Raw genomic sequence first — 26,818 nt, 5'->3', positions numbered from 1 at the left:
ATAGAGGTATTTTATGGACAATCGACCACTGTTCCAAGCAAGGTGGTCCTGGGGCCCCTTGGCAGCCTGCACTTTGCTGCCTATCGCCCTACTGTGTTTCTGGTTATGGCCCATTGGCCAGATCTTGTGTCTGACAGTCGACGAATGGCTATTCCATAGCCTGAACTCACCGCTGGCCGATCACACCCTCTGGCGTTACACCTGGACCGTCGGCAGCCTACGGCCCTTCGACATCGTCGTGGGCCTGATCCTGCTAGCCCTGCTCATCCGTGGCGACTGGGTGTTCAAAGCCTGTCAGGTGCGCCAGGCGTTTTTCGGCTTCCTGGTCACCCTGTTGCTCTTAGTGGTGATTCGCGCGCTGTTTTCCAAGTGGGTGGATGCAATGGGCTGGCAACACGACAGTCCGTCGATGATGTTCGACGACGCCGTGCACCTGAAGGATTACTACCCCAACCTCGAAGCCAAGTGGGAGCTCAAAGACCGCTCCAGCAACAGTTTCCCTGGCGACCATGCCTCGGTGCTGTTGATCTGGGCGCTGTTCATGAGTTTGTTCAGCCGCCGCCTGATTCAGCACCTGGTGATCTGGGGTCTGGCGTTTCTGTTCATGATGCCGCGCCTCGTCGCGGGCGCGCATTGGGGCCAGGACGATTACATCGGCGGGCTGCTGATGGCGGTGCTGGCGTTGGGCTGGAGCTGCCACACGCCGCTGGCGGCCAAGGCAAGCGAAGCACTGGTGCGTTGGACAGAACCGTTGTTCGGGTTGCTGGGGCGGGTACCGTTTGTCGGGCGATTAGCGATCCTTCGTTAGCCGCCTGGGCGTTGCCCCACTGCCATCGCCGACAAGCCGGCTCCTGCAACAATCATCGTGGGGGCTGGCTTGAAAGCGATAGGGCGCAAGGCATCCCAACTACTCGAAACTGCCGTGCAGTTGGTGAATCTGACGCCGCTGCTTCTTGTTCGGCCGGCCATCGGTGGTTACGCCCATCGCCCCTGCCTTGCGCATCTCGGCGGCCTGCTCCCGGCGCCGCACGCTATCCTCGGTCTCCTCGTACAAGGTCTGCGCCTCTGGCGCGCCACGGCGCACCACCGAAAGCGCCTTGACTACCACCGTGCGTTCATCGAAGCCGGTCCGCAGCACGAATTCGTCCCCCACCCGTGGCTCCTTGCCAGGCTTGCAGCGCTCGCCCCGGCAATGCACCTTGCCACTCTCGATAGCCGCCTTGGCCAGGGCGCGGGTCTTGTAGAAGCGCGCTGCCCACAGCCATTTGTCGAGGCGTACTTTGTCGTCGTCTTCCGGCTTCTGAGCCATCCCGATACCTCAAATTCTGTCTTTCATCGAACTGTACTACCTTCACTAACGGATGCAAAAAGTCCGCGCCGTGCTTACAGTTCACCACCTCATTCGCAGGGTGTGCTTAGTGAAGACATTTGACCATCTGACAGTGATCGGCCTGCGCGAGTGGGTCGCCCTGCCCGACCTCGGCGTCGCAGGCTTGCGCGCCAAGATCGACACCGGCGCCAGCACGTCCAGCCTGCATGCCACCGACATCGAACCCTTCGAGCGCGATGGCCAGCCGTGGGTGCGCTTCACCGCTCACCTGGGTTCGGTGGTGCAACTGCGTCACCGTCGCTGCGAGGCGCCGCTGGTGACCATGAAAACCATCAAGAGCTCCAACGGCCAGGCCCAGACCCGCTACGTGATCCGCACATCGCTGGCCCTGGGCGATGGTGTGTGGGAGGTCGAATTCACCCTGGCCTGCCGCAAGAACATGCGTTACCGACTGCTGCTGGGGTCCAAGGCACTCATCCATGGCCAACTGGTGGTCAACCCGGGCCTTAAATACGTTCAAGACAAACCGGCCTTCCCGGCCACTCTCTCCACTGTCACAGGTGCTGCATGAAGATCGCTGTGCTGTCGCGCAATCCGCGTCTGTATTCCACCCGCCGCCTGGTCGAGGCCGGTACCCAGCGGGGCCATGAAATGGTAGTGATCGATACCTTGCGGGCCTATATGAACATCGCCAGCCACAAGCCGCAGATCCACTACCGCGGCAAGCCACTGGAAGGCTTCGACGCGGTCATTCCGCGCATCGGTGCCTCCGTGACATTCTACGGCTGCGCAGTGTTGCGCCAGTTCGAGATGATGGGTGTCTACCCACTCAACGAGTCGGTCGCTATCGCCCGCTCGCGGGACAAGCTGCGTTCATTGCAGTTGCTGTCACGCCGTGGCATCGGTTTGCCGATCACCGGCTTCGCCCACTCGCCGGATGACATTCCCGACCTGATCCAGATGGTCAATGGTGCCCCGTTGGTGATCAAGGTGCTCGAAGGTACCCAGGGCATTGGCGTGGTGTTGTGCGAGACCACCAAGGCAGCCGAGTCGGTGATCGAGGCGTTCATGGGCCTGAAGCAGAACATCATGGTTCAGGAATACATCAAGGAGGCCGGTGGCGCGGATATCCGTTGCTTCGTGGTTGGTGACAAGGTGATCGCCTCGATGAAGCGCCAGGCCAAGCCGGGCGAGTTCCGCTCCAACCTGCACCGAGGTGGCGTCGCCAGCCTGATCAAGATCACCCCTGAAGAGCGCATGACCGCCATTCGCGCCGCCAAGGTCATGGGGCTGAGCGTAGCCGGGGTGGACATCCTGCGCTCCAACCACGGGCCGCTGGTGATGGAGGTGAACTCATCGCCAGGGCTTGAAGGCATCGAGGTGACCACCGGCAAGAACGTGGCCGGGATGATCATCGAGCATCTGGAGAAAAATGGCGGGCCGAATCAGACCCGAACCAAAGGTAAGGGATGAGGGTGATGGCGCCGGCCTATTTTGCGGCTAGAGTCGCTCCCACAGCTACAGCGCAGCGCTCAGGCACTGCGCAGTCCCTATAGGCGCGGGTCTACCCGCGCAGAGACCGGCACAGCCCTGAAGGATCAGACGGCATTACGCGGCAGCAACAGCCCCAACGGCAGACGCACCCGCGCCTCGATCCCGCCGCCAGACCGGTTGCGCAGTTCCACATTTCCGCCGTGCTGCGCCGCGATCCGCTTGACGATCGCCAAGCCCAACCCGGTGCCCTTGCCGCCCCGGGCACGGTCACCGCGGATGAACGGGTTGAAGATGGTCTCAAGCTCCGATTCGTCGATCCCCGCCCCACGGTCCAGCACGCTGAGCACCACGTACGGCGCGCTTTCATCACCCGACACGTAAGCCGCCACCTCGACGCCTTTGCCGGCATGGTGCAACGCATTGCCAATCAGGTTGCCGAGCATGCGCTTGAGCGAAACCCGGCGCAGCGGGAACGGTGGAATCGGCTCCAGGCACAGGCGCACCCGCTCCTCGGGCTGGTTGTAGGGCGCAACCACCTCGCGCACCAGGTCCGCCAGGTCCACTTCCTCCACCGGCTCGTCACGGCCATCCCGAATGAAGGCCAGGAACTGGTCGAGAATAGCGTCCATGTCCTCGATGTCGCGGACCATGTCGTCGGTCAGCTCGCTGTCGTTGGCCATCAGCGACAACGACAGGCGCAGGCGCGTGAGCGGTGTGCGCAGGTCGTGCGATACCCCTGCCAGCATCAGCTCGCGCTCGCGACCGGCCTGCTCCACATCCTCGGCCATCTGGTTGAATGCGCGGTATACCTCGGTCATCTCGCTGGGCGTATCGCTGATCGGCAGGCGCACGCTGCGGCCCTGGCCCAGTTGGCGAGCCGCAAACACCAGGCGCTTGAGTGGCTGGTTCAGCTGCCGTACGAAGATCCACGCCGACGCGGTGGACAACAGGCCGATGGCCAGGAACCAGCCCAGCACGTTCCAGATTTTCTGCCCGCGCAGCGGGTGCGGGTACAGCGGCACCTTGAGCCAGCCAGGCCCCAGGCTAGGCGCATTGACCCACAAGGCCGGCGGCGCATGCACGCGCAGGCGAACTTCGGTGTCCTCGCCCAACTCGGCCTGCATCTGCCGCTGATAGATTTCGCTGTAAGGCCAGTGCTGCTCACCCTCGGGCACCCCGGAACCCGTGACCCGGATAAGCCCTGCCGCTTCGGCGATCTTGTCGCGGTTTTCTTCATCCGCAGCCCAATAGGCCCGCAGGGTGAGTGCCACGCCGTGGCTGTACTGGCGGTCGACCAGCACGTCCTCGTTCATCAGCAGGTAGACCAGGGTCAGCGCCTTGGAGAACAGGACGACGATCAGCACCAGCCACAGGGTGCGGGCGAAGAAACTTTGCGGAAACCAGAGAGGCGTTTTCATCGAGGACAACTACTGCACAGACGCGAGACTGGCTCGCCAACAACGCCGACCGGCGCAGACGAAAACAGGGCGACCCGTTCGGGTCGCCCTGTCGCGTCCTGGCAAGCCAGCAGGCCGACCATCATTTGCCGGCGTTTCCGTCCGGCACGAAGACATAGCCCACACCCCAGACCGTCTGGATGTAGCGCGGCTTGGACGGGTCCGGCTCGATCATGCGGCGCAGGCGCGAGATCTGCACGTCGATGGAGCGCTCCAACGCGTCCCACTCGCGACCACGGGCCAGGTTCATCAGTTTGTCGCGGGTCAGCGGCTCGCGGGCATGCATGACCAGGGCCTTGAGCACTGCGAACTCGCCGGTGGTGAGCATGTGCACTTCATCGCCACGCTTGAGTTCGCGGGTGGCCAGCGACAGCTCGTAGTCGCCGAAGGTGACCGACTCGTCCTCGCTGCCCGGCGCACCCGGCACGCTTGGCGCCTGGCGACGCAACACGGCCTTGACCCGCGCCATCAGCTCGTCCGGGTTGAACGGCTTGCCCAGGTAGTCGTCAGCCCCCAGCTCCAGCCCCTTGATACGGCTGAGCTCGTCGCCCTTGGCGGTGAGCATGATGATGGGGATCTGGTTGTTGGACTGGCGCAGCCGTTTGCACGCGGAAAGGCCGTCTTCGCCAGGCATCATCAGGTCCAGCACCACCAGGTTGAACACTTCACGCGACAGCAGCCGATCCATCTGTTCGGTGTTGGGCACTGCACGGGCGCGGTAGCCCTTGCTGGTGAAGAAACGTTCCAGCAGGCTGCTCAGCCCTGGATCGTCATCGACGATGAGAATTTTTTCGCCTTCAGCGTTGTTTGCAGTGCCGGTCATGAATAACTCCTCTGATATCGCCGTGCATTATGGCGTAGCCATTGCTGCGCGTGCCGTGAGCATTGTTAGCAGATTTTTCCCATGGTGCCACTTCCTGGCCGCGCAGCAGTGGCTGGGCGCCATCACCGCAAGCCGTCCCCGATGGGTATAATGCGCGGCTTTCACCCTGTGTCGCCGGGCCTTGAGCCCCACCGCGGCCCCCAGCATTCACATTTGTCAGGTGGTTTACATGGACAGCATCAACAGCCGTATCGCCGAGGAACTGGGCGTACGCCCCCAGCAGGTCGAAGCGGCCGTGGGCCTGTTGGACGAAGGCTCGACCGTGCCCTTCATCGCCCGTTACCGCAAGGAAGTGACCGGCAGCCTGGACGACACGCAATTGCGCCACCTGGAAGAGCGCCTGCGTTACCTGCGCGAGCTCGACGAGCGCCGCGCCAGCATCCTGGCCAGCATCGAGGAACAGGGCAAGCTGACCCCGGAACTGGCCCGCGAGATCAAGCTCGCCGACACCAAGACCCGCCTCGAAGACCTCTACCTCCCCTACAAGCAAAAACGCCGCACCAAGGGCCAGATCGCCCTGGAAGCCGGCCTGGGCGAGCTGGCCGACGGCCTGTTCAACGACCCGCAGCTGACGCCGGAAACCGAGGCCGCGCGCTTCGTCAACGCCGACAAGGGCGTCGCCGACGTCAAGGCCGCTTTGGAAGGCGCCAAGTACATTCTGATGGAGCGCTTCGCCGAAGACGCCGCCCTGCTCGACAAGCTGCGCAACTTCCTCAAGCAGGAAGCGGTGCTCAGTGCACGCGTGGTGGCCGGCAAGGAAGAGGAAGGCGCCAAGTTCCGCGATTACTTCGCCCACGACGAGTTGCTGCGCAACGCTCCGTCGCACCGCGCCCTGGCCATCTTCCGTGGCCGTAACGAAGGTGTGCTCAGCGCCTCGCTGAAAGTCGGCGAAGAGCTGCCCGGCACCCTGCACCCGTGCGAACTGATGATCGGCAACCACGTCGGCATCGAGAACCGCAACCGCCCGGCCGACAAGTGGCTGGGCGAGGTGGTGCGCTGGACCTGGAAGGTAAAGCTGTACACCCACCTGGAAACCGACCTGTTCGGCGAGCTGCGCGACAACGCCGAAGGCGAGGCGATCAACGTCTTCGCCCACAACCTGCATGACCTGCTGCTGGCCGCCCCAGCTGGCCCACGCGCTACCCTGGGCTTCGACCCGGGCCTGCGCACCGGCTGCAAGATCGCCGTGGTCGACGCCACCGGCAAGCTGCTGGACCACACCACCGTGTACCCGCACGCACCGAAGAATGACTGGGACCGCACCATTTCCATCATGGCCGCCCTGTGCGCCAAGCATTCGGTGGAACTGATCGCCATCGGCAACGGCACCGCCAGCCGCGAGAGCGACAAGCTGGTGGCCGAGCTGGTGAAAAAGTACCCCGCCCTGAAGATCACCAAGATCATGGTCTCCGAGGCCGGCGCTTCGGTGTATTCGGCATCGGAACTGGCTGCCCGCGAATTCCCGGACCTGGACGTGTCGATCCGTGGCGCCGTGTCGATCGCCCGCCGCCTGCAGGACCCGCTGGCCGAACTGGTCAAGATCGACCCGAAATCCATCGGTGTCGGCCAGTACCAGCACGACGTGTCGCAGGTGAAGCTGGCTCGCGGCCTGGACGCCGTGGTCGAGGACTGCGTGAACGCCGTGGGCGTGGACGTCAACACGGCTTCCGTTGCGCTGTTGACCCGCATCTCCGGCCTGAACGCCACGCTGGCGCAGAACATCGTCGCCCACCGCGACGCCAATGGCCCGTTCGCCACGCGTGCCGCGCTGAAGAAAGTCAGCCGCCTGGGCGAAAAAACCTTCGAGCAGGCCGCCGGGTTCCTACGGGTGATGAACGGCGACAACCCGCTGGATGCCTCCGCGGTTCACCCGGAGGCCTATCCGCTGGTGCAACGCATCGCCGCCGACACCGGCCGCGACATTCGCTCGCTGATCGGCGACAGCGCCTTCCTCAAGCGCCTCGACCCGAAGAAGTTCACCGATGAAACCTTCGGCCTGCCGACCGTCACCGACATTCTGCAGGAACTGGACAAGCCCGGCCGCGACCCACGCCCCGAGTTCAAGACCGCCACCTTCCAGGACGGCGTCGAAGACCTCAAGGACCTGGAGCCCGGCATGATCCTCGAAGGCGTGGTCACCAACGTCACCAACTTTGGTGCCTTCGTCGACATCGGCGTGCACCAGGATGGCCTGGTGCACATCTCGGCGCTTTCGGAGAAGTTCATCAAGGACCCACGTGAAGCGGTCAAGGCCGGCGATGTGGTCAAGGTCAAGGTCATGGAAGTGGACATCCCGCGCAAGCGCGTCGGCCTGTCCATGCGCATGAGCGATACCCCGGGCGAGAAGGTCGAGGGCAACCGTGGGGGCGGCAACCGCGGCAACGGCGGCAACCGTTCGCAGCAGGCGCCCCGCCAGCGTGAAACCGCGACAGCCGCGCCGGCCAACAACGCCATGGCGGCATTGTTCGCCAACGCCAAGCAGCTGAAGAAGAAGTAATGGACGTTCCTCGCGAATACGTCGAAAGCGCCTTCAGCCAACTGCTGGGCTGCCGCCTGCAACGCCTGGACACAGGTGTTGCCGAGGTGGCCCTGGCGGTCGAAACGCACCTGCGCAACCGTGGCCAGAAGTTGCACGGTGGGGCGATCTTCAGCCTGGTGGACATCGCCATGGGCCTGGCCTGCTCGGCCAGCCATGGCTTCGACCAGCAAAGCGTGACCATCGAATGCAAGATCAACTACCTGCGCGCCGTCAGCGACGGCGACGTGCTGTGCACCGCCCGCGTATTGCACGCCGGGCGCCGCACGCTGGTTGTCGACGCTGACGTAGTCCAAGGCGACAAGCTGGTGGCCAAAGCGCAAGGAACCTTCGCTGTTCTCTAGCTCCCAAAGCAGTATCTGCGGTATTTTCGGCAGCAGATGAGGGCCGCTTCGCAGCGCGAGGCGGTCCCAAGTCGGCGCTGGCACTGCCGAGAACCCAGGCAAACCAGGCGACAACGCCAGTTCCTTTTCCAACTACCCTTGTAGACCGTCAACGCTACCCCCATATTGGGGCGACTGACGCGTGAAGGAATCCATCTTGAGCGACCTCCTCAACCGCCGCCTGAGCCTGCTCGGCGCCAATCTTCCCCTGCTCAAGCAGTGCCTGCACGGTATTGAGCGCGAATGCCTGCGCGTGACCGACGAAGGTCGCCTGGCCCAGACCCCACACCCGGAAGCATTGGGTTCGGCGCTGACCAACGAGCAGATCACCACCGACTATTCCGAGTCGCTGCTGGAGTTCATCACCCCGGCACTGGCCGACCCGGCCAAGGTGCTCGAAAGCCTTGAACAGACCCACCGCTTCGTCTACAGCAAGCTGGGCGACGAGTACCTGTGGAGCCCGTCGATGCCCTGCACGTTGCCGGCCGAGGAGGATATTCCGATCGCCGAGTACGGCACCTCGAACATCGGCAAGCTCAAGCATGTCTATCGCAAGGGCCTGGCCCTGCGCTACGGCCGCACCATGCAGTGCATCGCCGGCATCCACTACAACTTCTCCCTGCCTGAAGCCCTCTGGCCGCTGCTGCGCGAGGCCGAGGGTGGTCAGGAGAGCGACCGCGACTACCAGTCCTCGGCCTACATTGCGTTGATCCGCAACTTCCGCCGCTACAGCTGGCTGCTGATGTACCTGTTCGGTGCCTCGCCGGCGCTGGACAAAGGCTTCCTGCGCGGTCGTCCGCACCAGCTCGAAGAGCTGGACGCCGAGACCCTGTACCTGCCCTACGCCACCAGCCTGCGCATGAGCGACCTGGGCTACCAGAGCAACGCCCAGGCGGGCCTGACGCCTTGCTACAACAACCTGTCGAGCTACACCGACAGCCTGCGCAAGGCCGTCGGCACGCCCTACCCGCCCTATGTCGAAGTGGGAACCCACAAAGATGGCGAGTGGGTGCAGCTGAACACCAACATCCTGCAGATCGAGAACGAGTACTACTCGAACATCCGCCCCAAGCGCGTGACCTACACCGGCGAGCGGCCGATCCAGGCCCTGACCTCGCGTGGCGTGCAGTATGTCGAGGTGCGCTGCCTGGACATCAACCCGTTCCTGCCGGTAGGCATCGACCTGACCGAAGCGCGTTTCCTCGACGCGTTCCTGCTGTTCTGCGCCCTGGAGAACAGCCCGCAGCTGGACAACGGCGAATGCGGCCAGTGCACCAGCAACTTCCTTACCGTGGTCAAGGAAGGCCGCCGTCCTGGCCTCGAACTGCGCCGTGACGGCCAACCGATCGGCCTCAAGGCATGGGCCAGCGAGCTGATCGAGCGTATCGGGCAACTGGCCGAACTGCTCGACCGAGCCAACGGTGGCGACGAGCACGCCAAGGCGCTGCGTGCCCAGCAGGCCAAGGTCGATGACGCTTCGCTGACCCCTTCTGCCCAGGTACTGGCGCGCATGACCGAACATGACGAATCTTTCGTCAAGTTCGCCCTGCGCCAGAGCCGCCTGCACGCCGAGACCTTCCGAGACCAGCCCCTGCCCGTCGAGCGCCAGCAGGCTTTCGAAACCCTAGCCCGCGAGTCGCTGGCCGAGCAGGCGCGCCTGGAACAGCAAGAGGTCGGCGACTTCGACCTGTTCGTCGGCGCCTACCAGGCCAGCATTCTGGCGATCAGCAACTGATGACCCGTACCGTCACCCCCCGCAAGCCACGCGCCAGCAGCCAGGCCAGGATCGAAGCGATCCTGGCAGCGGCACGCGAGCTACTGGCCGATCAAGGGGTGGCAGGGTTGTCGATCTACAGCGTGGCCGATCGGGCGCAGATTCCACCGTCGTCGGTGTACCACTTCTTCGCCAGTGTTCCGGCCTTGCTCGAAGCCTTGACCGCCGATGTGCATCGCGCCTTCCGCGAGGCCCTCAGCGCGCCCATCGACAGCTCGGCATTCAACACCTGGCATGAGCTGTCACGGCTGATCGAAGAGCGCATGCTCGCCATCTACAACGAAGACGCCGCTGCCCGCCAGTTGATTCTGGCGCAGCACGGCTTGAGTGAAGTGGTGCAGGCTGACCGCCAGCACGACATGGAGTTGGGCGAGCTGATGCACAAGCTGTTCAACCAGCACTTCCAGTTGCCGGTGATGCCTGTGGATGTGGATGTGTTCGCCTTGGCCATGGAGCTCAGCGACCGGGTGTATGCGCGGTCGGTGCAGTTGCATGAGGCGATTACCCCACGCATGGCCGAGGAAGGCAAACGGGTGTTCGAGGCGTATCTGGGGCTTTACCTGCCGCCGTTTCTGAGCAAGCGTCCGGTTTGAGATTGTTGGGGCCGCTGCGCGGCCCCGGATGGCCAACCTCACAACTTGGCGATGGACACTTCGGTCGACTTCACGAAGGCAATGACCTCACTGCCAACCTGCAGCTCCAGCTCCTTCACGGAACGGGTGGTGATCACCGAGGTGACGATGCCGGAGGCGGTCTGCACGTCGATTTCCGACAGTACCGGGCCTTCGAGGATTTCTTTCACAGTGCCTTTGAACTGGTTGCGGACATTGATCGCTTTGATGGTCATGACTTGATTCCTTCTATTTGGCTTCTGGGGTTCAGTGCGCCCAACGCAGTTGCGTGGGCAAAGGGGCTACAGGGTCCGGCTCGGGCGCAGCGCCCGGCACGGAAAGAACACGGTCGAGCACTTCGCTTTCCAACGCCGCCAGGCGGTGCGAGCCACGCGCCCTGGGCCTTGGCAAGTCGACGACCAGGTCGAGACCGACCTCACCGTCCTCGATCAGAATCACGCGGTCGGCAACGGCAACCGCTTCGCTGACATCGTGGGTAACCAGCAGCACGGTAAAACCGTGCTGGCGCCACAGCCGTTCGATCAGTTGCTGCATTTCGATCCGGGTCAGAGCATCCAGCGCACCGAGCGGCTCATCCAGCAGCAGCAGGCGCGGCTGATGGATCAGGGCACGGGCCAGGGCCACGCGCTGTTTCTGGCCACCGGACAGCGCCGCCGGCCACTCGTTGGCGCGATCGGCCAGGCCGACCGCCTCCAGGGCATCCAGCGCCTTCGTCCGCCAGTCGCCCGACAGGCCCAAGCCGACGTTGTCGATCACCTTCTTCCAGGGCAGCAGGCGTGCGTCCTGGAACATCAACCGGGTTTCCTCGCGCGCCTCGGCCAGAGGCGCAGCACCGGCCAGAAGCTCGCCGGCAGTAGGCTTGTCGAGACCGGCCAGCAGACGCAGCAAGGTGCTCTTGCCGCAGCCGCTGCGGCCAACGATGGCGACGAACTGACCGGCCGGGATGTGCAAGTCGATGCCACGCAACACTTCACGTTTGCCAAAGGTCTTGCGCAGGTCGTTGGCAGCCAGGGGGATGCCACGCAGCAGGCGTGGCGGCTGTTCATTGAGCACGGTCATGCGCCCTCCTTCTTCGCCGGCTGATAGGCCGGGTGCCAACGCAGCCAGACACGCTCCAGACCACGGGCCGCCAGGTCGGCGAGCTTGCCAAGCACGGCGTACAGGACGATGGCCAGCACCACGACGTCGGTTTGCAGAAACTCACGGGCATTCATGGCCAGGTAACCGATGCCGGCGTTGGCCGAAATGGTCTCGGCAACGATCAACGTCAGCCACATGAAGCCCAGGGCGAAGCGCACGCCCACCAGGATCGAGGGCAGCGCCCCCGGCAGGATCACCTGACGGAACAGCGAGAAGCCTGACAGGCCGTAGCTGCGCGCCATTTCCACCAATGCCGGGTCGACATTACGGATGCCGTGGTAGGTGTTCAGGTAGATGGGGAACAGCGTGCCCAGCGCCACCAGGAAAATCTTCGCCGACTCGTCGATGCCGAACCACAGGATCACCAGTGGAATCAGCGCCAGGTGCGGCACGTTTCGAATCATCTGCACCGAGCTGTCGAGCAGGCGCTCGCCCCAGTTCGACAACCCGGTGATGAAGCCCAGCACCAGGCCGATGCTGCCACCGATCAAGAAACCTAGGCCTGCCCGCCAGCCACTGATGGCCAGGTGAGACCAGATCTCACCGCTGCGCACCAGCTCGACCCCGGCACTGATCACCGCGCTCGGGGCCGGCAGGATGCGGGTCGACAGCCAGCCAGCGCTGACCGCCAGTTGCCAGACGGCCAGGAGCAATACCGGCAGCGCCCATGGCGCCAGACGCTGCTGCAAGTTGGATGACGTTGCACGACTCATGGCCTGGCCCTCAGCTCTGCGCGACGGATTTGGGCAGGATGTCGTTAGCCACCATCTCGCCAAACGGGCTCACGTAGCCACCACTGCTCGGTTGCTGTGGACGCTGTACATCCAGGTGGGGGAACAGCAGTTCAGCCACGCGATAGGACTCTTCCAGGTGTGGGTAGCCCGAGAAGATGAAGGTATCGATGCCCAGTGCCGCGTATTCCTTGACCCGCTGCGCCACCGTCGGGCCGTCGCCCACCAGTGCAGTGCCTGCGCCACCGCGAACCAGGCCGACGCCGGCCCACAGGTTGGGGCTGACTTCCAGCTTGTCGCGGTTACCGTTGTGCAGGGCCGCCATGCGTTGCTGGCCGACCGAATCGAACCGCGCCAACGAGGCCTGGGCGCGAGCGATGGTGTCGTCGTCCAGGTGCGAGATGAGCTTGTCGGCGGCGGCCCAGGCTTGCTCGTTGGTTTCCCGCACGATTACGTGCAGACGAATACCAAAGCGTACTTCCCGGCCCTGCGCCGCGGCCTTCTCACGCACCTGGGCGATTTTCTCGGCCACGGCGGCCGGCGGCTCGCCCCAAGTCAGGTACAACTCGACCTGTTCGGCGGCCAGATCCTGGGCAGCCTCTGAAGAGCCACCGAAATACAGCGGCGGACGCGGCTGCTGGATCGGCGGGTAGAGCAGTTTGGCGCCCTTGACCTGAATGTGCTTGCCGTCGTAATCCACCACTTCGCCTTCGAGCACCTTGCGCCAGATGCGGGTGAACTCGACGGACGCTTCGTAGCGCTCCTGGTGGTTAAGATGCAGGCCATCACCGGCCAGCTCGTCCGGGTCGCCACCGGTAACCAGGTTGAACAGCGCACGGCCATTGGACAGACGATCGAGGGTCGCCGCCTGGCGGGCAGCGACGGTCGGCGAAATGATGCCTGGGCGCAGGGCGACGAGGAATTTCAGGCGTTGAGTCACGGGGATCAGCGATGCCGCGACCAACCAGGAGTCTTCGCAGGAGCGCCCGGTGGGAATCAGCACACCACCAAAGCCAAGGCGGTCGGCGGCCTGGGCGATCTGCTGCAAATAGCCATGATCGACTGCGCGGGCGCCCTCGGAAGTACCCAGGTACTTGCCGTCGCCGTGGGTCGGAAGGAACCAGAAAATGTTAAGGCTCATTGGAGTTGTCTCCTCAAGGGTGGCTCAAGCCGGCGCGGCGCCCCGGCGTAGCGAATGGTTCAAGGCGCGCTGGCGACCTTGGCCGGGGGTGTCCAGATCACGTCCTTGATGCTCAGCGGCTTGGGAATCAGCTTGAGCGCTTGGAAGGTGTCGGCGATCTTCTGCTGCGCGGCGACCACTTCCGGCGTCAGCGGCGCGGCACCGTAGCCTTGGCGCTTGACCGACGTCAGGGTGATGTCGGCAGGTAGGCCAAGCAGCGGCGCTACCTGTTCGGTGACTTGCTGCGGGTTGGCCTTGGACCATTCACCCACACCGCGCACCTCATCGATCAGCGTGTTGATCACCGCCGGGTGCTGGGTCGCGTAATTGCGGGTAGCCAGGTAGAACTGGTGGTTGTCGACCAGGCCTTTGCCGTCGCGCAGGGTACGCGCCTGCAGCTGCTGCTCAGCGGCGGCCTGGTAAGGGTCCCAGATCACCCAGGCATCGACGCTGCCTCGCTCGAAAGCGGCGCGGGCATCGGCAGGCGGCAGGTAGACCGGCTGGATATCGCTGTACTTGAGGCCGGCGTCTTCCAGGGCGCGGACCAGCAGGTAATGAACGTTGGAGCCTTTGTTCAGGGCAACTTTCCTGCCTTTGAGATCCTTGACCGACTGGATCGACGAACCCTTCGGTACCAGGATCGCTTCGCTGTGCGGCGCAGGTGGCTCATAGGCGACATAGAGCAGGTCAGCGCCAGCTGCCTGGGCGAACACGGGTGGCGTTTCGCCGGTCACGCCGAAGTCAATGGAGCCAACGTTCAACCCTTCGAGCAGCTGCGGACCGCCGGGGAATTCGGTCCATTGCACCTGAATGCCTTGCTCGGCCAGGCGCTTTTCCAACGTACCCTTGGCCTTGAGCAGCACCAGGGTGCCGTATTTCTGATAACCGATACGCAGGCTTTCAGCCTGGGCCTGAGTGATGGCGCCGAAGGACACAGCCGCCGCGAACAGGGCGACCAGACCACGACGCAAGAAGACTGTGCGCATGGCGCTCTCCTGTGCGAATGAGGTTCGGGTTGCACCTGCTTGCCTCGTTGACGGGCGAGTAAGGTGGAAAAGCAGTGAAGCGGTGTTGCCGGGTCAGATGCTCCAGCGAGCACTGATCAGGCGTTCGTTGAGTACGCCAGGGGCCACGGCGCTCGGCCGACGGGCCAAGGCAACGTGGAAGGTTTCCAGCGAGTCCAGCAGCCGCGCTTCCAACGCGGGTGTCAGCTGGGCAGGCTTGCTGCCCTCTGCGTAACTGACCTGGCTGTCGTCGGCGAAGATCCCTTGCAGGGTCTCTTGCGCCTTAAGTGCCGACAGCACGGGCTTGAGTGCGTAATCCACCGCCAGCATATGGGCAATGCTGCCGCCGGTAGCGATGGGCAAAACGATCTTGTGCACCAGGGCGCGCTCGGGCAGCAGGTCGAGCAGGGTTTTCAGGGCACCAGCGAAAGACGCCTTGTACACCGGGGTTGCGACTATCAGGCCATCGGCCTGGGCGACCACCTGCTGGAAGTGCTGGACATGCGGGCTGTCGAAACGCGCATGCAGCAGGTCCTCGGCTGGAAAGTCACGCACCTGGAAGTTCACCACTTCGACACCACGCTCCTGTAGCCAATGGCGCGAACGCTCGAGCAGCACGCCAGAGCGTGAACGAGGACTGGGGCTACCACCGATAGAGACGACCAGCATTGGAGCGCTTCCTTGAGTTCTATGGGGAGAGACATTAACAGTCGGCTTATATATCTAGAAATCATATTTTTTTATTTGTTTATTCCATTTTGCATTTGCATTGATGCGTCAATCGAGCGCCGCCCGCACGGCGCATCGCGAGCAAGGCTCGCTCCTACGTTTGTTTCGGGCCAGTTATGCCAGCGGGAAATGCGCGCGACCGCTTTGGCGTGCGCCGCGATATCGAGCCGAACAAACAAGGCGGTCGCGCGCGTCTGTCACAGGCGTTATTGGCCGTAAACAAACGTAGGAGCGAGCCTTGCTCGCGATGCGCCGCGCGGGCGGCGCTCGTTCTCATGATCACCGTACCTCTCGCGCCAATCACCCAGCGGCCCGAACACCATTCCTGCAGCCATAAAAAAGGGCCGTCGAAACGGCCCGAATATCCCTGCTATGGCTAAGAGCAATGCAACGAGGATCCTTAACGATTAGGTTGCGGGGTCAGACGCAGATAGGGCTTCACGGCACGGTAGCCTTTAGGGAAGCGCTGCTTGATCTCGTCCTCGTCCTTCAGCGACGGCACGATCACCACGTCGTCGCCGTCCTGCCAGTTACCTGGCGTGGCGACCTTATGGTTGTCGGTGAGCTGCAGCGAGTCGATCACCCGCAGGATTTCGTTGAAGTTGCGCCCGGTACTGGCCGGATAGGTAATGGTCAGGCGCACCTTCTTGTTCGGGTCGATGACGAACAGCGATCGCACGGTGAGGGTATCGCTGGCGTTGGGGTGAATCAGGTCGTACAGGTCGGACACCTTGCGGTCGGCGTCAGCGATGATCGGGAAATTCACCACGGTATTCTGGGTTTCGTTGATGTCGTCGATCCAACGGTGGTGGGAGTCGACTGGGTCTACCGACAGCGCGATGACCTTGACGCCGCGCTTGGCGAAATCGTCCTTGAGCTTGGCGGTCAGGCCCAACTCGGTGGTGCATACCGGCGTGAAATCGGCCGGGTGGGAGAACAGCACACCCCAGCTGTTGCCGAGCCATTCGTGGAAGCGGATATTGCCTTCGCTGGACGCTTGTTCGAAATCGGGGGCGATGTCGCCAAGTTTGAGACTCATGGGCTGCGGCTCCTGTGCTGTGTTTGCCTTATGGGATTCAATGTGCCTGCATTCGATTCAAAACAAAAAGAATAAATATTGATTTATTTATAACCAGGTGGAATACAGAAGTTGAGACACAAAAAAGCCTCGCACTAGGCGAGGCTCTTTTTGTGGTTACGACTTACAGGAAGCTGTAAGTGTAGTTCACGATGAAGCGAGTTTGATCCTGGTCGTTCGCGGAGCCCGAACCCGTGCCACGGTAGACACCCTGGCGAAGGCTGAAGCCAAGACCTTTGAGGGTGCCTTCCTGCAGAACGTAGTCGATGCGCGCGTCACGCTCCCACTCGCTGAAGGTGCCGTGGCCATCAGTGCTGCGACCATCTTCACCACGCAGATAAGCTACCGACGCCTTCAAACCAGGCACGCCCAAGCTTGCAAAGTCGTAGGAGTACTGGCCGAAGGTGGTGTTTTCACCGGCTTTGGCGAACTGGTTGATCATGCTGTCGGTGAACAGGTAGAAGCTGGAACCTGCAGCGCCCTCATTGACGAGGCTACCTTGGTTCAGCCACACGAAACCACCGTCGTCGCTAACCTGCTGATGACCCAGCATCAGCGCGTGGCTACCAAGGGTGTAGGTGAACATTGCGGACCAGGTCTTGTTGTCCACTTCACCCTTGTTCTTGGCATAACCGTTGTTGTTTTTGAACTCGTACCCAGCTTCGCCGTTGCGGCCGTCCTTGCTGCTATCGAAGTAGCGCAGATCAGTCTTGAAGGACTGATCGTCAGCGATCTTGAACACATGGGTAGCGCCCAGGAAGTGCTGCTTGTAGAAATCTTCAAGATTCGAGTAGTAGTACTGAAGGGTCAGGTCGTTTGTGACCTTCCAATCGGCACCAGCGTAGCGGAACTTATTGCTTTCCTGAGTAGCACCCTGAACCGACAGACCAGTTCGGTTGCTAGATGCACGGCCCATCGCATGAGTCAGCTGACCAGCATTGATGGTGAGGTTGTCGATTTCCTTCGACTGAATGGTGCCACCCTCGAAGGTCTGGGGCAGCAGACGGCCGTCGTTGGCAACCAGGATCGGCAGGTTCGGAGCCAGCGCGCTACCGAAGTGCGCTTCGGTTTTCGAGAAGCGAGCTTTGGCGTTGGCGCCGAAACGAGCCCACTGGGCCGCAGAGCCTTTGCCATCATCCGGGAAGAAACCACTCTTGTGATAACCCTCACCACCATCCAGGTGGATACCCCACAGTGCCTGGGCATCAACACCGAAACCTACAGTGCCTTCAGTGAAACCGGAGATGTAGTCGAGCTTGAAGCCCTGACCCGATTCACGCTGGTCCGGACGCTCGAAGTTGGTAGTGCTGCTCGCGTGAGCTTCACGGTTATCGTTATTGAAATACATGGTGCGCGAGCTCAGGGACAGCTTGCTGTCCTCTACGAAACCGGCAGCGCCTGCTTGTTGGGCGAGAACCCCCAGTGCCACGGCCAGAGCCAGGCTGGACTTGTACATGTTTTGCTCCTCTACGTTCTAATTCTTGTAGGTCTCAGGTGGCCAGGTCTTCTGCCGTGCTCACCATGGATTGGCGATTTAGTCCCAAAGTGTGACTGTCTAGTCAATGGTTACTAAACATTTCTAGACTTTGGTCTAAGGCGCCGCCTGGGCTACAGGATAATGACAATCCTATAAATCCAAAATGACCGTTTTATGAATTTCTAAGATTTTTGCGGAATAAGGTAGGAACCTTTACAGCCAAAAGTTGTATCGTCCGCGCAAATCATACCTTTAGGTTATTTGCAAACGTTTGCCAACCTGCTAGCCGCCCACCTCTCTTCTAAAGGCAAAAGAGCCTAGCAGCGGAAGCCTGTTTCGCCAGCGGCACCCAGACCACTTGACAAGGGTTAAAACCTTTGGCTCCTAAGCTAATTCCAAAACGTTATTTATTTCTGATTTCTTAGATCATCTAGTCTTCTCGCCATCCATCACCACGATTGCCTGACGAGGAGTTCAACCATGATCCCGCACGCTCCGCTGCGCCTGTTCGCCGCCCTGACCCTCGCCAGCGCCAGCTGGTTGGCCCAGGCCGCTGACCTGACCGTGGCCTACCAGACCACCGTCGATCCGGCCAAAGTGGCCCAGGTCGATGGCGACTATGAAAAAGCCAGCAAGGCCAGCATCGACTGGCGCAAATTCGACAATGGCGCCGACGTGATCACCGCGGTGGCCAGCGGCGATGTGCAAATCGGCTACCTGGGCTCCAGCCCGCTGGCTGCCGCCGCCACCCGCAAACTCCCGGTCGAGACGTTCCTGATCGCCACCCAGATCGGCGCGGGCGAAGCGCTGGTCGCTCGCGACACCATCAAGACCCCGCAAGACCTGATCGGCAAGAAGGTCGCGGTGCCCTTCGTCTCGACCGGTCATTACAGCCTGCTGGCGGCGCTCAAGAGCTGGAACATCGATCCGTCCAAGGTTCAGATCCTCAACCTGGCGCCTCCGGCCATCATCGCCGCCTGGAAACGTGGCGACATCGACGCCACCTACGTTTGGGACCCGGCCCTGGGCGTCGCCAAGGAGAACGGCAAGGTGCTGATCACCTCCGGCGAGCTAGCCGAGAAAGGCGCACCGACCTTCGACGCGTGGATCGTGCGCAAGGACTTCGCCGCCAAGCACCCTGATGTGGTCAAGGCCTTCGCCAAGGTCACCCTCGACGCCTACGCCGACTACCGCAAGGACCCTAAAGCCTGGTTGGCCAACCCTGACAACGTCGCCAAGCTGGCCAAGCTGTCCGGCGCCAAGCCATCGGACATCCCTGTGCTGCTGCAAGGCAACGTCTACCCGCTGGCCGCCGACCAGGCCAGTGCGCTTGGCGCGCCGACGACCCAGGCCCTCACTGACACGGCCACCTTCCTCAAGCAGCAAGGCAAGGTCGACGCAGTGCTGCCTGACTACTCGCCGTATGTCAGCGCCCAGTACATCCCCAACTAAGACTGCAACCGACGGGAGGCTGTCATGGCCTTGCTTGAGCTGGAGCGCATCAGCGCACAGTACCCCGGCACCACCACCCCGGTGCTGGCCGACATCAACCTGAGCCTGGGGCCGCGCCAGCTGCTGGTGGCCCTCGGGCCTTCCGGCAGCGGCAAGACCTCGCTGCTGAACCTGATCGCCGGCTTCGTCGCCCCCAGCGGCGGACGCATCACCCTGGATGGTGTCCCGGTGCAAGGCCCTGGCGCCGAGCGTGGCGTGGTGTTCCAGGACGATGCCTTGCTGCCTTGGCAGAACGTGCTGGGCAACGTCGCCTTTGGCCTGGAACTGGCCGGTGTCGCTCGCCCGGAGCGCGAGGCCAAAGCTCGCGAGATGCTGGCCCTGGTCGACCTGGAAGGCTTCGGCGAGCGGCGCATCTGGCAGTTGTCCGGCGGCCAGAAACAACGCGTGGGCCTGGCCCGGGCGCTGGCGGCAAACCCTCGGGTACTGCTGATGGACGAACCGTTCGGCGCCCTGGATGCCTTCACCCGCGAACAAATGCAAGAGCTGCTGCTGCAGGTATGGCAGCGCACCGCCAAGCCGGTGTTCCTGATTACCCACGACATCGAGGAGGCGGTCTTCCTGGCCTCCGAACTCGTCTTGCTGGCGCCGAGCCCCGGCCGCGTGGTCGAACGCTTGCAACTGGACTTTGGCCAGCGCTACGCGGCTGGCGAACCGGCCCGGGCGATCAAGTCCGATCCTCGCTTCATCGAAACCCGCGAACACGTGCTGGCGCGAGTGTTTTCCGAACGTGAAACGGCCCGCCGGGAGGCATCCGCATGAGCATCCTCGAACTGCCGGTTGCCACCAAGCGTACCGCGCCAGCGGCCAAGCCCCGCAAGCCACTGCCAACCCGCTGGATCAGCGCTCTGACCCTCGGGTTGCTACTGTCCTTGTGGTGGCTGGTCACTGCCGCTGGCTGGATCGAACCTTTGTTCCTGCCCTCGCCCGCCGACATCCTGGCCAAGGCGTGGACGCTGCTTACCCAAGGCTACATGGACGCCAGCCTGTGGCAGCACCTGGGCGCAAGCCTGGGCCGCATCGGGCTGGCGCTGGTCGCGGCAACGCTGACCGCCATCCCGGTCGGCATCGCCATCGGCTACAACCGCGTGGCCCGGGGCATCCTCGACCCGCTGATCGAGTTCTACCGCCCGATTCCGCCGCTGGCCTACCTGCCGTTGATCGTCATCTGGTGCGGTATCGGCGAGCTGTCCAAGGTGCTGCTGATCTACTTGGCGATCTTTGCTCCGATCGCCATCGCCACCGCCACCGGCGTGCGCACCGTCGACCCTGCCAAACTGCGGGCCGCGCAATCGCTGGGCGCTACCCAGGCGCAATTGATTCGCCACGTGATCCTGCCAAGTGCCCTGCCCGACATCCTCACCGGCATTCGGATCGGCCTGGGTGTCGGCTGGTCGACCCTGGTGGCCGCCGAGCTGATCGCCGCCACCAGCGGCCTGGGCTTCATGGTGCAGTCTGCGGCGCAGTTCCTGGTTACCGACGTGGTGGTACTGGGCATCCTGCTGATCGCGCTGATCGCCTTCGCCCTGGAGATGGGCCTGCGCGCCCTGCAACGCAAGCTGGTGCCCTGGCATGGGCAAAGCCACTGATTTCCGACTGACCACGCTGGCACGCCGGCGCTAGAACGAGACAAGACATGAGCCTGACCGTTACCCCTCTCAGCCCAGCGCTCGGTGCGCTGATCAGTGGCGTGGATATCAGCCGCGAGATCACCGTCGAGCAACGCGATGCCATCGAACAAGCGCTGCTCAAGCATCAGGTGCTGTTCTTCCGCGACCAACCGATCACGCCTGAACAGCAGGCCCGTTTCGCTGCCCGCTTCGGCGACCTGCACATTCACCCGATCTACCCCAATGTGCCGGAAACCCCGCAGGTGCTGATCCTCGACACCGCGGTCACCGACGTGCGCGATAACGCGGTCTGGCACACCGATGTGACCTTCTTGCGCACCCCGGCGCTGGGCGCGGTACTTAGCGCCAAGCAGCTGCCGGCCTACGGCGGCGATACACTGTGGGCCAGTGGTATCGCCGCCTTCGAGGCGTTGTCAGCGCCGCTGCGCGAGATGCTCGACGGTCTGACCGCCACCCATGACTTCACCAAGTCGTTCCCGCTCGAGCGCTTCGGCACCACGGCTGAAGACCTGGCGCGCTGGGAAGCTACCCGCCGCAACAACCCGCCGCTGTCTCACCCGGTGGTGCGCACTCACCCGGTGAGCGGGCGCAAGGCGCTGTTCGTCAACGAAGGCTTCACGACTCGCATCAACGAGTTGAGCGAACTGGAGAGCGAGGCGCTGCTGAAGTTGCTGTTCGCCCACGCCACGCGGCCAGAGTTCAGCATTCGCTGGCGGTGGCAGGAGAACGACGTGGCCTTCTGGGACAACCGCGTGACCCAGCATTTCGCGGTGGATGATTACCGGCCGAGCCGGCGGGTGATGCATCGGGCAACCATCCTGGGGGACGCGCCGTTCTGAATGCCCTCGGCCGGTGGCCGCGGCCTTGTGTCGCGAAAGGGCCGCAACGCGGCCCCCGCGATCTATCGGACCAGGTGCAGGAACTGCATGTGCCGTTCGTACTGGTCGAGTATGTCGTTGATGATCTGCTCCTTGCTGTAGCCCACCAGGTCGTAGTTCTGGCTGCCCTCGCTCAGATGCACCTCCGCCCGGTAGTAGCGGCGGTTCTTCAAATCCTGGGTCCCCAATCCACCCAAGGCGAACGATGGCGTGAAATACCCGCGCATCTGCACCTGGTAAAGGAATGGCTGCTCCTCGCCATGGCCAATCTTCAGGCTGACGTTGTCGTGACTCGGGTCGTCCTGGGTAATCAGCGCCAGGCCCTTCTGCTCGAACACTTCGGTCACGTCGGCAATCGCCGGGCGCACCACGTCATCCATGAAGCGATACACCTCATCGCGTGACGGGAAGTGCACCGCCTGGCTCAGACGCTGGCGCCAGCCACCACGACCACGACGTGACTGGGCGAACGGCGCCAACGAGTGCATCTGCGCGATCTGCCGCTGGGACTCCAGGTAAAACGCCTTGTGCAGCCCCCACATCATGCTCAGCAAAATCAGCGAGAATGGCAGCGAAGTCAGCACCACCGCCGACTTGAGCGAGTCGATGCTGCCAGCGAACAGCAACCCGCTGGTGATCAGCGCCGTCATCGCGCCCCAGAAGATCCGCAGCCAGTTCGGCCCATCTTCATCGGCACCACCGCCCTTGGCGGACAGCGTCGACAGCACCACCGTGCCCGAGTCGGCCGACGTGACGAAGAACACGAAGCTGATGAAGACCGTCACCGCGATGACGGTCTTGCTCCACGGGTAGGTTTCCAGCAGCAGGTACAGACTCATCGACGGGTTATCCAGCGCCGACTGCCCGAGCGCGGTCATGCCGTGGTTGATCACCTGGTCCAAGGCGCTGTTGCCGAAGATCGACATCCACGCCAGGGTGAAGCCCAGCGGAATCAGCAGCACGCCGAAGACGAATTCGCGGATGGTCCGGCCACGGGAAATACGTGCGATGAACAAGCCCACGAACGGAGCCCAGGCAATCCACCAGGCCCAGTAGAACACCGTCCAGCCGCCGAGCCAGTCGCGATTCTCACCGTAGGCGTATACATCGAAACTCTTGCGCGGCAAGGCACCGAGGTAGTCGCCGAGGTTCTGGATCAGGGTGTTGAACAAGTGCTGGGTAGGCCCGGCGAACAGCACGAACAGCAACAGCGCACAGGCCAGGAACAGGTTGATGTCGCTCATCACCCGCACGCCCTTCTCGACCCCAGCCACCGCAACGGCTACCGCCGCACCCATCATCAGGGTGATGAGGATGACCTGCACCCACTGGCTATGGCTGATACCGAACAGGTAGTCCAGCCCGGAATTCAGGTGCAGCACGCCGAAACCCATGTCGGCACCGAGGCCGAAGACCGTGGCAATGATGCCAAAGCCGTCAACCGCATAGCCGATGGGGCCGTTGATACGCTTGCCGATCAGCGGATACAGCGCCGACCGCAGGGCCAGCGGCAGGTTGTGGCGGTAGGCGAAGTAGGCCAGGGCCATGCCGACGAAGGCGAACACGCCCCAGCCATGCAGGCCCCAGTGCAGGAACAGGATCTGCATCGCCTGGCGCCCGGCCTCCGCCGTACCCGCTTCGCCCTGAGGCGGTTGCAGCATGTGGGTCAGCGGTTCGGAGACGCAAAAGAAGAACAGGGTAATGCTGATGCCAGCGGCGAACAGCATGCCGGCCCAGGACAGGTAACTGAACTCGGGTTCGTCGTGGTCGGCACCGAGCTTGATCTTGCCGTAGCCGGACAAGGCGGTGACCACCACGAAGACCAGGTACAGGGTCATCGCCAGCATGTAGTACCAGCCGACCGTGTTGGCCGCCCAGTTCTGTGCCGCCAGCAGCCACTCACCTGAGGCTTGCGGGAATGCGATGACCACCAGGCCGAACAAAAGGATGAAACTTGCCGCGAAGTAGAACACCGGAGGGTTCATGCGGATCTTGCCGTGGGCAAGGGAAGCGGTCGGTGCACTCATTGGGCATGCACCTCGTCGAAGGACGTGAGGTTCGGATTGAACGGGTTCAGCAAAGGAATCCTCCTGTTGAACACCGGCAGCGGACCAGCGTTTTTCGTTGAACAAGCGTTCAAGTTAAACATGGATCGACTTTCAATGCGACCTGGGGTGCCGACTGGCGAAGGTAGAACCAGCTTGTGGCGGGGCTCCCACAGGCTCACTCAGGCCCCTGTGGGAGCGGGTTCACCCGCGATGGCGCCAACCCGACCCGCCCCCCATCAGGTCAAGTCTTGTCCTGGCAATCCAACTGCAAATTCGCCTGGGTGATGTTGCTCTCGGCTGGCACGCTGCGCGTCAGCCACACGTTGCCGCCGATGGTCGACCCCTTGCCAATGGTGATCCGCCCCAGAATAGTCGCCCCGGCGTAGATCACCACATCGTCTTCGACGATCGGGTGGCGCGCCAGGCCCTTGTGCAACGTTCCCGACTCGTCGCTGGGGAAGCGCTTGGCGCCCAACGTCACCGCCTGGTAGATACGGACCCGCTCACCAATGATGGCGGTTTCACCGATCACCACACCGGTGCCATGGTCGATGAAGAAGCTCGGGCCAATCTGCGCACCCGGGTGTATGTCGATACCCGTGGCCGAGTGCGCCAGCTCCGAGCTGATCCGCGCCAACAACGGCAGGCCGGCCTGATAGAGGTGGTGCGCCAGGCGATGGTGGATGATCGCCAGAATGCCGGGGTAGCACAGCAGGACCTCATCCACACTACGTGCCGCTGGGTCGCCGTGGTATGCGGCCAGCACATCGGTGTCGAGCAGCACACGCAGATTCGGCAGGGCCGCAGCGAAGTCCTGGATCAAGCGCAGGGCCTGGGCGTCCACGGTACTCAGGTCGCCCTTGTTGTGCCTTGCCGCGTAACGCAACTCCAGGCGCGCCTGGGCCAACAGCGCGGTCAGCGCGGCATCGAGGGTATGACCGACATAGAAGTCTTCGCTTTCTTCCCGCAGGTCCACCGGCCCCAGGCGCATGGGAAACAACGCCCCGCACAACTGTTCGAGAATGTGCCGCATGGCCTCGCGCGAGGGCAGTTCGCGCCCGCCTTGCTCACCACTGCTACGGCCATTGCGGGTGCGCCACTGCTCCCGGGCGCTGCGCAGGCCGCTGACGATGCTCTGCAATTGCCAATGCCCAGATGAAGATTGTTCGCTCACGGTGTTCTCCTGCCGGTGTTCTCGAATAGGCACGCATCCCCTGTAGCAACCGGCTTGTCGGCTACGGCATCCGCCGCCCACAAAGGAAGTGCCAGCCTTTTGTCCCACGATACGTCAATTCTCCCCCTTGGAAAAAACAACGCTTTATTCCATCCTGAGCTAACTCGGGCATAAGCTGATTCAAAATCGGGATTTAGGAATAACAACCTGATTTTTTATTATTTCCCGACCTATCAAATTCACCCCTATAGTCGCCAACCACTACTTCCACAACAAGCGCGGGGCCTGTCATGCCGAAATTTGCCAAACCGCTACTCAACGCTACCCTGGCCGTCCTGCTGGGCGCCGGTCTGCTCAGCCAGGCCTTCGCTGGCGAGCAACTGAAAACCATCCAGGAAAAAGGCGTGATCAACGTCGGCCTGGAAGGCACCTATCCCCCCTTCAGCTTCCAGGACGAAAACGGCAAGCTGACCGGCTTCGAAGTGGAGCTTTCCGAGCTGCTGGCCAAAGAGCTTGGGGTGAAGGCCAAGGTCCAGCCGACCAAATGGGATGGCATTCTCGCGGCACTGGAATCCAAGCGCCTGGACGTGGTGATCAACCAGGTCACCATTTCCGAGGAGCGCAAGAAGAAGTACGACTTCTCCGAGCCCTACACCGTCTCCGGTATCCAGGCCCTGATCCTGAAGAAGAAGGCTGACCAGCTGAACATCCACAAGGCGGCAGACCTGGCGGGCAAGAAGGTCGGCGTGGGCCTGGGCACCAACTACGAACAGTGGGTGAAACAGGACGTCCCGCAAGCCGATGTGCGCACCTATGAAGATGACCCAAGCAAGTTCGCCGACCTGCGCAACGGCCGCATCGACGCGATCCTGATCGATCGTTTGGCCGCGCTGGAGTACGCGCAGAAAGCCAAGGACACCCAACTGGCCGGCGATGCGTTCTCGCGCCTGGAGTCCGGTGTTGCCTTGCGCAAGGGCGAGCCTGAGCTGCTGGCGGCCATCAACAAGGCGCTGGACAAGCTCAAGGCTGACGGCACGCTGGCCAAGCTGTCCGAGAAATACTTCGGTGCCGATGTCACTAAATGATCGCTGAAAGCCTGCAACTCGTTGTCGATTCCGCGCCCTTCCTGCTCAAGGGCGCGGGTTATACGGTACTGCTCAGTGTCGGCGGCATGTTCTTCGGCCTTGTGCTGGGGTTTGCCCTGGCACTGATGCGCCTGTCGAAAATCCTGCCACTGAACTGGCTGGCACGTGTCTACGTGTCGTTCTTCCGGGGCACACCCCTGCTGGTGCAGTTGTTCGTCATCTATTTCGGCATGCCACAGATCGGTATCGAGCTCGATCCGATCCCGGCATCGCTGATCGGCCTGTCGCTGAACATGGCGGCCTACATCTGCGAAATCCTGCGGGCGGCCATCTCGTCGATCGACCGCGGCCAGTGGGAAGCCGCCGCCAGTATCGGCATGACCCGCACCCAGGCCATGCGCCGGGCCATCCTGCCGCAGGCCTTGCGAACCGCACTGCCGCCGTTGGGTAACAGCTTCATTTCATTGGTCAAGGACACTGCCCTCGCGGCGACCATCCAGGTGCCAGAGCTGTTCCGCCAGGCGCAGTTGATCACCGCACGCACCTTCGAAGTCTTCACCATGTACCTGGCTGTTGCGGTGATCTACTGGATTCTCTGCAGCATCCTCGCGCACTTCCAGAACCGCATGGAAGCGCGGGTCAACCAGCACGACCAGGAGCATTGA

The 26,818-nt window shown here is 62.6% G+C and carries 26 protein-coding genes; 13 read left to right on the top strand and 13 right to left on the bottom strand.

Annotated features, from left to right (window positions below; translation table 11 throughout):
• Positions 1-13 precede the first annotated feature (13 nt).
• The gene (locus H620_RS0109455; RefSeq protein WP_023382891.1) at positions 14-808 is read left to right on the top strand and encodes a phosphatase PAP2 family protein; all 795 of its coding nucleotides are present in this window, start codon (positions 14-16) and stop codon (positions 806-808) included.
• 99 nt (positions 809-907) lie between these two features.
• Here the strand turns inward: H620_RS0109455 and H620_RS0109450 are convergent, their stop codons facing one another.
• On the bottom strand, positions 908-1,309 hold the full coding sequence (locus H620_RS0109450) for an RNA-binding S4 domain-containing protein (RefSeq protein WP_023382892.1): 402 nt from the start codon (positions 1,307-1,309) through the stop codon (positions 908-910).
• Positions 1,310-1,418: 109 nt separating this feature from the next.
• On the opposite strand from H620_RS0109450, the gene rimB reads away from it, so the two are divergent.
• Both rimB and rimK read left to right on the top strand, forming a co-directional pair.
• Complete coding sequence (gene rimB / locus H620_RS0109445; RefSeq protein ID WP_023382893.1) at positions 1,419-1,901, top strand: retropepsin-like aspartic endopeptidase RimB; 483 nt, start codon at positions 1,419-1,421, stop codon at positions 1,899-1,901.
• A complete protein-coding gene (gene rimK / locus H620_RS0109440) occupies positions 1,898-2,803 on the top strand; it encodes a 30S ribosomal protein S6--L-glutamate ligase (RefSeq protein ID WP_015268602.1) in 906 nt (301 codons plus the stop codon). The genes rimB and rimK overlap by 4 nt, the downstream gene beginning before the upstream one ends.
• Positions 2,804-2,928: 125 nt before the next feature.
• Here rimK and H620_RS0109435 read toward each other — a convergent pair whose 3' ends face one another.
• Together H620_RS0109435 and ompR are read right to left on the bottom strand one after the other, a co-directional pair.
• Complete coding sequence (locus H620_RS0109435; RefSeq protein ID WP_023382894.1) at positions 2,929-4,242, bottom strand: ATP-binding protein; 1,314 nt, start codon at positions 4,240-4,242, stop codon at positions 2,929-2,931.
• Positions 4,243-4,363: 121 nt separating this feature from the next.
• Positions 4,364-5,104 carry an osmolarity response regulator transcription factor OmpR gene (gene ompR / locus H620_RS0109430; protein ID WP_023382895.1) on the bottom strand — a complete coding sequence of 247 codons (741 nt, stop codon included), beginning with the start codon at positions 5,102-5,104 and terminating at the stop codon, positions 4,364-4,366.
• A gap of 229 nt (positions 5,105-5,333) precedes the next feature.
• Here ompR and H620_RS0109425 point away from each other — a divergent pair, with 229 nt between their 5' ends.
• The 4 genes from H620_RS0109425 (at position 5,334) to H620_RS0109410 (ending at position 10,450) form a co-directional block, all read left to right on the top strand.
• A complete protein-coding gene (locus H620_RS0109425) occupies positions 5,334-7,661 on the top strand; it encodes a Tex family protein (protein WP_023382896.1) in 2,328 nt (775 codons plus the stop codon).
• A complete protein-coding gene (locus H620_RS0109420) occupies positions 7,661-8,044 on the top strand; it encodes a PaaI family thioesterase (protein ID WP_023382897.1) in 384 nt (127 codons plus the stop codon). Before H620_RS0109425 ends, H620_RS0109420 begins: the two co-directional genes overlap by 1 nt.
• Positions 8,045-8,240: 196 nt before the next feature.
• Entirely contained in the window at positions 8,241-9,818 is a 1,578-nt protein-coding gene (gene gshA / locus H620_RS0109415) for a glutamate--cysteine ligase (protein WP_023382898.1), read from the top strand.
• Complete coding sequence (locus tag H620_RS0109410; RefSeq protein ID WP_023382899.1) at positions 9,818-10,450, top strand: TetR/AcrR family transcriptional regulator; 633 nt, start codon at positions 9,818-9,820, stop codon at positions 10,448-10,450. The genes gshA and H620_RS0109410 overlap by 1 nt, the downstream gene beginning before the upstream one ends.
• 38 nt (positions 10,451-10,488) lie before the next feature.
• On the opposite strand, the gene H620_RS0109405 is transcribed toward H620_RS0109410, so the two are convergent.
• From H620_RS0109405 to H620_RS0109370, 8 genes are all read right to left on the bottom strand, one after another.
• Entirely contained in the window at positions 10,489-10,704 is a 216-nt protein-coding gene (locus tag H620_RS0109405; RefSeq protein ID WP_008095172.1) for a TOBE domain-containing protein, read from the bottom strand.
• A gap of 31 nt (positions 10,705-10,735) precedes the next feature.
• Complete coding sequence (gene ssuB, locus H620_RS0109400; protein WP_023382900.1) at positions 10,736-11,548, bottom strand: aliphatic sulfonates ABC transporter ATP-binding protein; 813 nt, start codon at positions 11,546-11,548, stop codon at positions 10,736-10,738.
• Positions 11,545-12,342, bottom strand: a complete 798-nt coding sequence (ssuC, locus tag H620_RS0109395) for an aliphatic sulfonate ABC transporter permease SsuC (protein ID WP_027907225.1) — start codon at positions 12,340-12,342, stop codon at positions 11,545-11,547. The genes ssuB and ssuC overlap by 4 nt, the downstream gene beginning before the upstream one ends.
• A gap of 10 nt (positions 12,343-12,352) precedes the next feature.
• Positions 12,353-13,501, bottom strand: coding sequence for an FMNH2-dependent alkanesulfonate monooxygenase (gene ssuD / locus H620_RS0109390; RefSeq protein ID WP_027907224.1), 1,149 nt, complete (start codon positions 13,499-13,501; stop codon positions 12,353-12,355).
• 59 nt (positions 13,502-13,560) lie between these two features.
• Entirely contained in the window at positions 13,561-14,526 is a 966-nt protein-coding gene (locus tag H620_RS0109385) for a sulfonate ABC transporter substrate-binding protein (RefSeq protein WP_023382903.1), read from the bottom strand.
• 93 nt (positions 14,527-14,619) lie between these two features.
• Positions 14,620-15,213: an NADPH-dependent FMN reductase gene (ssuE, locus tag H620_RS0109380; protein WP_023382904.1), complete on the bottom strand. Its 594-nt coding sequence runs from the start codon at positions 15,211-15,213 to the stop codon at positions 14,620-14,622.
• 460 nt (positions 15,214-15,673) lie between these two features.
• On the bottom strand, positions 15,674-16,312 hold the full coding sequence (locus tag H620_RS0109375; RefSeq protein ID WP_023382905.1) for a peroxiredoxin: 639 nt from the start codon (positions 16,310-16,312) through the stop codon (positions 15,674-15,676).
• Between the two features lie 163 nt (positions 16,313-16,475).
• On the bottom strand, positions 16,476-17,807 hold the full coding sequence (locus H620_RS0109370; protein ID WP_023382906.1) for an OprD family porin: 1,332 nt from the start codon (positions 17,805-17,807) through the stop codon (positions 16,476-16,478).
• Positions 17,808-18,308: 501 nt separating this feature from the next.
• Between H620_RS0109370 and tauA the strand changes: the two genes are divergently transcribed.
• The 4 genes from tauA to tauD are packed head-to-tail and all read left to right on the top strand — an operon-like array spanning position 18,309 to position 21,807.
• Entirely contained in the window at positions 18,309-19,280 is a 972-nt protein-coding gene (tauA, locus tag H620_RS0109365) for a taurine ABC transporter substrate-binding protein (RefSeq protein ID WP_023382907.1), read from the top strand.
• A gap of 24 nt (positions 19,281-19,304) precedes the next feature.
• The gene (gene tauB, locus H620_RS0109360) at positions 19,305-20,099 is read left to right on the top strand and encodes a taurine ABC transporter ATP-binding subunit (RefSeq protein ID WP_027907223.1); all 795 of its coding nucleotides are present in this window, start codon (positions 19,305-19,307) and stop codon (positions 20,097-20,099) included.
• Entirely contained in the window at positions 20,096-20,926 is an 831-nt protein-coding gene (gene tauC / locus H620_RS0109355) for a taurine ABC transporter permease TauC (protein ID WP_023382909.1), read from the top strand. The genes tauB and tauC overlap by 4 nt, the downstream gene beginning before the upstream one ends.
• A gap of 47 nt (positions 20,927-20,973) precedes the next feature.
• A complete protein-coding gene (gene tauD, locus H620_RS0109350; RefSeq protein WP_027907222.1) occupies positions 20,974-21,807 on the top strand; it encodes a taurine dioxygenase in 834 nt (277 codons plus the stop codon).
• Positions 21,808-21,869: 62 nt separating this feature from the next.
• On the opposite strand, the gene betT is transcribed toward tauD, so the two are convergent.
• Entirely contained in the window at positions 21,870-23,831 is a 1,962-nt protein-coding gene (gene betT, locus H620_RS0109345) for a choline BCCT transporter BetT (RefSeq protein WP_209439657.1), read from the bottom strand.
• A gap of 304 nt (positions 23,832-24,135) precedes the next feature.
• Positions 24,136-25,068: a serine O-acetyltransferase EpsC gene (epsC, locus tag H620_RS0109340; RefSeq protein WP_027907221.1), complete on the bottom strand. Its 933-nt coding sequence runs from the start codon at positions 25,066-25,068 to the stop codon at positions 24,136-24,138.
• 290 nt (positions 25,069-25,358) lie between these two features.
• Between epsC and tcyJ the strand changes: the two genes are divergently transcribed.
• Both tcyJ and tcyL read left to right on the top strand, forming a co-directional pair.
• A complete protein-coding gene (gene tcyJ, locus H620_RS0109335; protein ID WP_023382913.1) occupies positions 25,359-26,153 on the top strand; it encodes a cystine ABC transporter substrate-binding protein in 795 nt (264 codons plus the stop codon).
• Positions 26,150-26,818, top strand: a complete 669-nt coding sequence (tcyL, locus tag H620_RS0109330) for a cystine ABC transporter permease (RefSeq protein WP_023382914.1) — start codon at positions 26,150-26,152, stop codon at positions 26,816-26,818. Before tcyJ ends, tcyL begins: the two co-directional genes overlap by 4 nt.

This window comes from Pseudomonas taiwanensis DSM 21245, assembly GCF_000425785.1.
Taxonomy (GTDB): Bacteria; Pseudomonadota; Gammaproteobacteria; order Pseudomonadales; family Pseudomonadaceae; genus Aquipseudomonas; species Aquipseudomonas taiwanensis.
Note: the sequence above shows the minus strand (reverse complement) of the source record. Positions and strands in the feature narration are given on the sequence as shown.

What these genes read in the sequence shown, in the direction of transcription:
- ssuE (WP_023382904.1), bottom strand. Translation starts at nt 15,213, where the DNA reads ATGCTGGTCGTCTCTATCGGTGGTAGCCCCAGTCCTCGTTCACGCTCT.
- H620_RS0109425 (WP_023382896.1), top strand. Translation starts at nt 5,334, where the DNA reads ATGGACAGCATCAACAGCCGTATCGCCGAGGAACTGGGCGTACGCCCC.
- betT (WP_209439657.1), bottom strand. Translation starts at nt 23,831, where the DNA reads ATGAACCCTCCGGTGTTCTACTTCGCGGCAAGTTTCATCCTTTTGTTC.
- H620_RS0109385 (WP_023382903.1), bottom strand. Translation starts at nt 14,526, where the DNA reads ATGCGCACAGTCTTCTTGCGTCGTGGTCTGGTCGCCCTGTTCGCGGCG.
- tauC (WP_023382909.1), top strand. Translation starts at nt 20,096, where the DNA reads ATGAGCATCCTCGAACTGCCGGTTGCCACCAAGCGTACCGCGCCAGCG.
- ompR (WP_023382895.1), bottom strand. Translation starts at nt 5,104, where the DNA reads ATGACCGGCACTGCAAACAACGCTGAAGGCGAAAAAATTCTCATCGTC.
- H620_RS0109420 (WP_023382897.1), top strand. Translation starts at nt 7,661, where the DNA reads ATGGACGTTCCTCGCGAATACGTCGAAAGCGCCTTCAGCCAACTGCTG.
- H620_RS0109370 (WP_023382906.1), bottom strand. Translation starts at nt 17,807, where the DNA reads ATGTACAAGTCCAGCCTGGCTCTGGCCGTGGCACTGGGGGTTCTCGCC.
- tauA (WP_023382907.1), top strand. Translation starts at nt 18,309, where the DNA reads ATGATCCCGCACGCTCCGCTGCGCCTGTTCGCCGCCCTGACCCTCGCC.
- ssuD (WP_027907224.1), bottom strand. Translation starts at nt 13,501, where the DNA reads ATGAGCCTTAACATTTTCTGGTTCCTTCCGACCCACGGCGACGGCAAG.
- H620_RS0109405 (WP_008095172.1), bottom strand. Translation starts at nt 10,704, where the DNA reads ATGACCATCAAAGCGATCAATGTCCGCAACCAGTTCAAAGGCACTGTG.
- H620_RS0109410 (WP_023382899.1), top strand. Translation starts at nt 9,818, where the DNA reads ATGACCCGTACCGTCACCCCCCGCAAGCCACGCGCCAGCAGCCAGGCC.
- H620_RS0109375 (WP_023382905.1), bottom strand. Translation starts at nt 16,312, where the DNA reads ATGAGTCTCAAACTTGGCGACATCGCCCCCGATTTCGAACAAGCGTCC.
- rimK (WP_015268602.1), top strand. Translation starts at nt 1,898, where the DNA reads ATGAAGATCGCTGTGCTGTCGCGCAATCCGCGTCTGTATTCCACCCGC.
- tauB (WP_027907223.1), top strand. Translation starts at nt 19,305, where the DNA reads ATGGCCTTGCTTGAGCTGGAGCGCATCAGCGCACAGTACCCCGGCACC.
- ssuB (WP_023382900.1), bottom strand. Translation starts at nt 11,548, where the DNA reads ATGACCGTGCTCAATGAACAGCCGCCACGCCTGCTGCGTGGCATCCCC.
- tcyL (WP_023382914.1), top strand. Translation starts at nt 26,150, where the DNA reads ATGATCGCTGAAAGCCTGCAACTCGTTGTCGATTCCGCGCCCTTCCTG.
- tauD (WP_027907222.1), top strand. Translation starts at nt 20,974, where the DNA reads ATGAGCCTGACCGTTACCCCTCTCAGCCCAGCGCTCGGTGCGCTGATC.
- H620_RS0109435 (WP_023382894.1), bottom strand. Translation starts at nt 4,242, where the DNA reads ATGAAAACGCCTCTCTGGTTTCCGCAAAGTTTCTTCGCCCGCACCCTG.
- H620_RS0109455 (WP_023382891.1), top strand. Translation starts at nt 14, where the DNA reads ATGGACAATCGACCACTGTTCCAAGCAAGGTGGTCCTGGGGCCCCTTG.
- tcyJ (WP_023382913.1), top strand. Translation starts at nt 25,359, where the DNA reads ATGCCGAAATTTGCCAAACCGCTACTCAACGCTACCCTGGCCGTCCTG.
- H620_RS0109450 (WP_023382892.1), bottom strand. Translation starts at nt 1,309, where the DNA reads ATGGCTCAGAAGCCGGAAGACGACGACAAAGTACGCCTCGACAAATGG.
- ssuC (WP_027907225.1), bottom strand. Translation starts at nt 12,342, where the DNA reads ATGAGTCGTGCAACGTCATCCAACTTGCAGCAGCGTCTGGCGCCATGG.